The 5,010-nt window shown below is 65.4% G+C and carries 5 protein-coding genes; all 5 read right to left on the bottom strand.

The window, feature by feature from the left end; all coding sequences use genetic code 11:
• Nucleotides 1-554 (bottom strand): alpha-E domain-containing protein (locus RMN95_RS09110; RefSeq protein ID WP_309616614.1); only part of this gene is annotated, 554 nt, incomplete at its 3' end.
• Complete coding sequence (locus tag RMN95_RS09105; RefSeq protein ID WP_309616613.1) at nucleotides 548-2,290, bottom strand: circularly permuted type 2 ATP-grasp protein; 1,743 nt, start codon at nucleotides 2,288-2,290, stop codon at nucleotides 548-550. The genes RMN95_RS09110 and RMN95_RS09105, both read right to left, overlap by 7 nt.
• Before the next feature lie 49 nt (nucleotides 2,291-2,339).
• Nucleotides 2,340-3,038, bottom strand: a complete 699-nt coding sequence (locus RMN95_RS09100; protein ID WP_309620157.1) for a TrkA family potassium uptake protein — start codon at nucleotides 3,036-3,038, stop codon at nucleotides 2,340-2,342.
• Nucleotides 3,031-4,398, bottom strand: a complete 1,368-nt coding sequence (locus RMN95_RS09095; protein WP_309616611.1) for a potassium transporter TrkG — start codon at nucleotides 4,396-4,398, stop codon at nucleotides 3,031-3,033. Before RMN95_RS09095 ends, RMN95_RS09100 begins: the two co-directional genes overlap by 8 nt.
• 50 nt (nucleotides 4,399-4,448) lie before the next feature.
• A complete protein-coding gene (locus RMN95_RS09090; protein ID WP_309616610.1) occupies nucleotides 4,449-4,886 on the bottom strand; it encodes a nitroreductase family deazaflavin-dependent oxidoreductase in 438 nt (145 codons plus the stop codon).
• Between the last annotated feature and the right edge of the window lie 124 nt (nucleotides 4,887-5,010).

Here is a 5,010-nt window from a genome sequence, read left to right as displayed (position 1 = left end):
GTCGTCCACGACGGCCCGCTCGCCTCGGTCAGTGAGCGCGTCGCGAGCAGGCGGGCCGTCATGTCGGCACGCTCAATGGAGCGGCCGAGCGTGAAGAACTGCCACGCCTCATCCCGACTCGTGCCCGACTCGATGATGCCCACGGCGAGCGCCGAACGTTCACGCACCCAGCCGAAGAACTCGTGCACCTTATCGCTCGACACGCGCCGTGGCATCCGGGCCCGCGTCGTATTCAGGCACTCCCAGAGCTCGGTTGAGACGATCTCGCGGGCGCGGCGAGCGTTCTCGCGGGCGGCCCCAAGCGAGTAGGCGATGGATGCCGGCTCCGACCGGTCGACGGCGAGGATCTCGAGCACGCTCTGGCGGTTAAGAACACGGTCTTCGGGAACTTCGCTGCCCATGACGCTGAGCAGGGAGCGGCAGGCGAGGTCCTCCTCGATCCAGGGATCCTCGAGCAATAGCTGCAGATGCACATCGAGGATGCGGGCGGTGCCGTCGGAACGCTCGATGTAGCGGCCGATCCAGAACAGGGACTCCGCGATGCGGCTCAGCATGGGGTTCCCCGCGCGGGATCGTCGAGCGCGCCCGTTCGGCGCGACGGCGCCTGCGCGCGCAACCGCGCTCGCGCCGAGGGGGCGCGGTCGGCAGCGAGCGGGGGCGGGGGCGGGCCTTCCTGTTGCTGCTGCTCCTGCTGGCCGTGCCCCAGCGGGCGGTCGTGCGGCGCGTGATCCTGCTGCGCCGATTTCAGCATCTCTGGGGTAATGATCGTGATCGCTTCCGTTGCCGCGGCCTGGCCCGCGACCAGGCCCTGGATACTGTGCCGCGACACCAGCAGCGGATCCTGCCCCACGACCCAGGTGTCTTTCGAGCCGCCACCCTGCGAACTGTTGACGACGAGCTCGCCCTCGGGCAGGGCGACCCGGGTGAGGCCGCCGGGCAGCACCCAGACGTCCTGACCGTCGTTGACGGCGAAGGGCCTGAGGTCGGCGTGCCTCGGCCGCATCCCATCATCGACCAGTGTGGGAATCGTAGATAGCTGCACCACGGGCTGCGCGATCCAGCCTCGGGGGTCGCGCAGCAAACTGGACTTCAGCTTCGCCAATTCTTGCGGGGATGCCGCCGGCCCGATCACGAGTCCCTTGCCGCCGGATCCGTCGACCGGCTTCACGACCAGTTCATCGAGGCGGTCGAGCACCTCCTCAAGCTGCCCGGGCTCTTCCAGGCGCCAGGTCTGCACGTTCTGCAGGAGCGCCTCCTCGCCGAGGTAGTACTTCGTGAGCTCGGGCAGGTAGGTGTAGACGAGTTTGTCGTCGGCCACTCCGTTGCCGACCGCGTTGGCGATGGTGACGTTTCCGAGGCGGGCGGCAAGCATCAGGCCAGGGCTGCCGAGCATGGAGTCAGCCCTGAACTGCAGCGGGTCGAGGAATTCGTCGTCGACCCTGCGGTAGATCACGTCAACGCGGGTGGGGCCCGAGGTTGTGCGCATCCACACCCTGCCAGCGGAGCAGAACAGGTCGCGGCCCTCCACCAGTTCAACCCCCATCAGTCGCGCGAGCAGGGTGTGCTCGAAGTAGGCAGAGTTATAGACACCCGGCGTCAGCACGACGACGGTCGGGTCGTCGACCCCGGCAGGGGCGGATGCCCGCAACGCGCCCAGCAGCTTATGCGGGTAGTCGCCCACCGGTCGCACCCTCATGCTCACGAACAGCTCGGGTAGGGTCTGGGCCATCACGCGGCGATTGGAGATTACGTAGCTGACGCCGGAGGGCACCCGCACGTTGTCTTCGAGCACGCGCCACGTGCCCTTCTCATCACGAATCAGATCAATGCCGCTGACCTGGATGCGCACGCCGTTGGCCGGCTCGATACCGGCGGCCTGGCGGTGGAAGTGGCTCGATGACGTAATCAGTCGGGCCGGGATGACGCCATCCTTCACCGCATTCTGCTCGCCGTAAATATCGGCCAGGAACGCCTCGAGCGCCCTCACGCGCTGCTTGATCCCGGCCTCAACGGTCAGCCATTCGGCCTGGTCGATGACCCGCGGAACGGCGTCGAGCGGAAACGGGCGCTCCTCGCCGGCGAAGTCGAACGTGACTCCCTGTGCGAGGTAACTGGCACCGAGGGCTTCGGTGCGGCCGCGAAGCTCATCCTGCGTCATCTCGGCCAGGGCCGCATGGATCTCGCGGTAAGACTCACGCGCCGTGCCCGGCGTGGAGAACATCTCGTCCCACGCGGCCGCGCCGGCACGCCCCAGGGCGGTCGTGCCATAGCCATCGAACAGGTCAGCCATACATCTGACTCTAGAGCCACCGTGTTGCGGCAGTGTTTCAGCCGCAAGTTCAGCGCAGTTGGCTGAATTCCTCCGCCTTGCGTGTCGGTCCAGCCACGAGGATCGTGTCGTCCGCTGCGACGACAGTGTCTGCGGTGGTGTGGCTCCACGTCCCGCCCGCCGGTTTCACTGCGATCACGGTGACACCCGCGGTCGAGCGCACCTTCGACTCACCGAGCGGCTTGCCGACTACTCGCGCCGGCGGCATCATCTTCACGAGCGAGAAGTCTTCGCCAATCTCGAGGTAGTCCTCCATCGAGCCGCGCACGAGGTGAGCCACCCGCTTGCCCATTTCTTTCTCCGGGTAGATCACGTGGGCGACCCCGAGCTGCTCGAGAATCATTCCGTGCGCGTCGCTGACCGCCTTCGCCCACACGTGCTTGATCCCGAATCGCAGCAATAGCGAGGTGGTCAGGATGCTCGACTCGACGTCGTCGCCGATCGCCACTACGACCCGGTCGAACTCTGGCACGGCCAGCTGGCGCAGCACCGCCTCTTTCGTGGCATCCGCCATCACGACATGAGTCAGCTGCCCGTTCAGGTCCTGGACTATGCCCTCGTTGGCATCAATTCCCAGTACCTCAGTGCCGTTGCACATCAGCTCGAGGGCGAGGGAGCGCCCGAATCTTCCCAGCCCGATCACGGCGACCGAGTCGGCCTGGGCGACACTCTCGACATCCGCTCCAAATAATGCGCGCAATTTAGCCAATTATCGGCCTTTCTTTGGGGTACTGGAAGAGAGTCTCACGCTCGCGCAGGGCGAGCGCTGTGGCAAAGGTGATGGGGCCAAGGCGCCCGATCAGCATCAGGGCGGCGAGAATGAGCTGGGCACCCACGGGAAGTTGTGCGGTGATTCCGGTCGATAGCCCCACGGTCGCGAAGGCCGACACCGACTCGAACAGCACCGGCGTGAGACTCAGCCCCGACATCAGCATGATGGCAACGGTGGCAGCCACCACCACGGCGACCGAGAGCAGCACGACCGAGATCGCCTGGCGATGCACTGCCCGTGAGAGTCGCTTACCGAAAATATTGACTACTCCTTGGCCACGCACCTCGGCAATCAGGATGAATAGCAATACCGCAAATGTGGTGACCTTGATGCCGCCGGCGGTACCTGCCGGGCCAGCTCCGATGAACATGAGTGCCGACATCCCGAACTGGGTCGCCTCGCTCGCACCGCCAATGTCGATGCTGTTGAAGCCGGCCGTGCGGGTCTGCACCGACTGGAAGAAGCCGGCGAGAATCTTCGCAGGCCAATCGAGCGGGCCCAGGGTGGCAGGATTATTCCACTCGATCGCGGTGATGTAGACCGTGCCGACCATGAGCAGCATGGCGGTCGCCGCGAGCACTATGCGGGTGTTCATGCTCCACAGCAGCGGGCGTCGCCACCACCGCAGCAGCTGCAGGATTACCGGGAAGCCAAGCCCGCCAAGGATCACAGCGGTGCTGAGAGTGAGAGAGACGACCGGGTCGGCGACGAACCCGATCATGTTGTCGCTGAATAGCGAGAAGCCCGCGTTATTGAACGAGGAGACGGCGTGGAATACCGCCAGCCACGCCGCCTCACCGACCGGCCGACCGTAGCGAAGCGTGAACCAGGCGAACAGCACGACCGCGGCGGCCGACTCGATCACGAGAGAGATCCTGAGCACGTTGATAACCAGCGCGCGCACGTTGTTGATGCCAAAGCTCTTGGTCTCTGCGGCCGTCGTCAGCCGCGAACTCAGCGAGAGCCGGCGAACCACGGCCACGCCGACGATCGTGGCGAAGGTCATCACCCCGAAGCCACCGATCTGGATGAGCAGCAGGATGACCGTCTGCCCGAATGGTGTCCAGTAGGTGGCGGTGTCGACGATGACGTGCCCGGTGACGCAGATTGCCGAGACCGCCGTGAAGAAGGCTTCGATGAGGGATGCCCCGCCGGGGCCGACCGTCGAGATCGGCAACATCAGCAGGACGGTGCCGACCAGGATTCCGCCACCAAACCCCAGCAGCGTCAGCCGCGCAGGGTGGAGTCGCCGACGACGAGGGTTGGTGACCGACGTCGGTCCGACAGTGTCGAGCACCCCCACACTGTAGTCGAGCGACAGCGGGGCATCGCATGAATCTGCTGCGGCTAGCCCATCAGCTCGAGCACAAACACCGGAATCTCACGATCGGTTTTCTCCTGGTAATCCGCATACGGCGGGTATGCGGCGACCGCGCGCTCCCACCACACGGCCTTCTCGCCGTCGAAAATCTCGCGGGCGAGGTAGTCGCGTTTGGCCGGGCCGTCTTGCAGCTCGACGTGCGGCTGGGCAACGATGTTGAAATACCAGACGGGATGCTTCGGAGCACCGCCGAGCGAGGCGACCACCGCGTACACCCCGTCGTGCTCCACGCGCATGAGGGCAGTCTTACGCAGCATCCCGGACTTCGCGCCGACCGTCGTCAGCACGATCACGGGCATGCCGCGCAGTTCGCCGCCTTCGGCACCATCGGTCGCCTCGTAGCGCTCGGCCTGGGTGCGAGCCCAGTCGGAGGTGCTCGGTGCGTATTCCCCTGTGAGTGGCATGTGTCTATTCAAGCCCTTTCGGGCTCGGGGTGGGCCGGTACGCGTCGCGCCGGTGCGAGATGGAGACGATCTCGACGACCACAATCTCATCAAAAATTCGGTAGATCACCCGGTATTCGCCGCG

It is taken from the genome of Salinibacterium sp. (assembly GCF_031364185.1).
Lineage (GTDB): Bacteria > Actinomycetota > Actinomycetes > Actinomycetales > Microbacteriaceae > Rhodoglobus.
This window is presented reverse-complemented; position numbering and strand designations above follow the sequence as displayed.

What these genes read in the sequence shown, in the direction of transcription:
- RMN95_RS09105 (WP_309616613.1), bottom strand. Translation starts at nt 2,290, where the DNA reads ATGGCTGACCTGTTCGATGGCTATGGCACGACCGCCCTGGGGCGTGCC.
- RMN95_RS09090 (WP_309616610.1), bottom strand. Translation starts at nt 4,886, where the DNA reads ATGCCACTCACAGGGGAATACGCACCGAGCACCTCCGACTGGGCTCGC.